Annotated in this window: 2 protein-coding genes; both read left to right on the top strand. The window is 67.7% G+C overall.

The annotated features are described in order from the left end of the window. Positions 1–132 precede the first annotated feature (132 nt). Entirely contained in the window at positions 133–573 is a 441-nt protein-coding gene (locus ACZ4UX_RS22660; RefSeq protein ID WP_465707963.1) for a YbaB/EbfC family nucleoid-associated protein, read from the top strand. Beyond that, a complete protein-coding gene (locus ACZ4UX_RS22665; RefSeq protein ID WP_465707964.1) occupies positions 566–874 on the top strand; it encodes a hypothetical protein in 309 nt (102 codons plus the stop codon). The genes ACZ4UX_RS22660 and ACZ4UX_RS22665 overlap by 8 nt, the downstream gene beginning before the upstream one ends. Positions 875–938: the final 64 nt, after the last annotated feature.

Below are 938 nucleotides of genomic sequence, written 5' to 3' on the forward strand. Positions count from 1 at the left end.
GCGACCTCTCTTGCAGATGCCGCAGTGCGCGTCGGCCCCACCCCCCCCCGCCCCCCCCATCCCCACCCCCCCCCCCCCCCCCCCCCCCCCCCCCCCCACACCGGCCTTCGACGACACGACAGGAAGCGACACATGAGCAACCCGTTCGCCGAACAGATCGCCGAGGCGATGGCGGAGATGCAGACCGAGCTGGCCAGGGCCGAGGAGATGCAGAAGGAGATGAACGAGCTCACCGCCTCGGTCACCTCCAAGGACCGCATGGTCACCGTCAAGGTCGGCTCGCAGGGACAGGTCGTCTCGATGACCTTCCACACCAACGGCTACCGCGAGATGGCCCCCGCCGAGCTGGCCAAGGTCCTCACCGACTCGCTCAACGAGGCCCGCGCGGCCGTGGGCGAGCAGGTCGCCGAGCGGATCGGCCGGTTCGACGGCCTCGGTGACACGTTGCGGCTCTCCATGACCGGCGGCACCGAGCTGGACGAGATCCTCGAACCGCTCTGGGCGATGCGCCCGGGCTACGAGGCGCCGGACCAGAAGAAGAAGGCGAACCGCCAGGAGGAGTTCCATGGCTAGTACCACCGCGAAGACCGCCGAACTCAAGCAGAAGTTCGGCGAGTTCTTCGAACTGAAGGACATGGTCGACAAGGTCCTGCACCACGTAGAGACCATCAACATCGCGAACCTGCACGTCGGCGGCAACGACGAGATCGGCAAGCAGTATCACGCGCAGGTCGACGACGGCACCAAGAACCTCTACGACCTGATCCTCAAGATCAAGGGCACGATGGGCTCGGTCGGCCAGAACGGCGAGGTGCTGGCCGACGCGCTCGACCGGGCCAACGACCACTCCCACGACATCGCCAACGGGCTCTGACCCCGGGCCCTCGGGCCCCTCCGCGGGTCTGCGGAGGAATCGGCCGTAGGACCCCCGACAAGCA

This window comes from Kitasatospora sp. NPDC028961, assembly GCF_055564815.1.

Excerpts from the sequence above, each read along its gene's own strand:
- ACZ4UX_RS22660 (WP_465707963.1), top strand. The coding sequence starts at position 133 with ATGAGCAACCCGTTCGCCGAACAGATCGCCGAGGCGATGGCGGAGATG.
- ACZ4UX_RS22665 (WP_465707964.1), top strand. The coding sequence starts at position 566 with ATGGCTAGTACCACCGCGAAGACCGCCGAACTCAAGCAGAAGTTCGGC.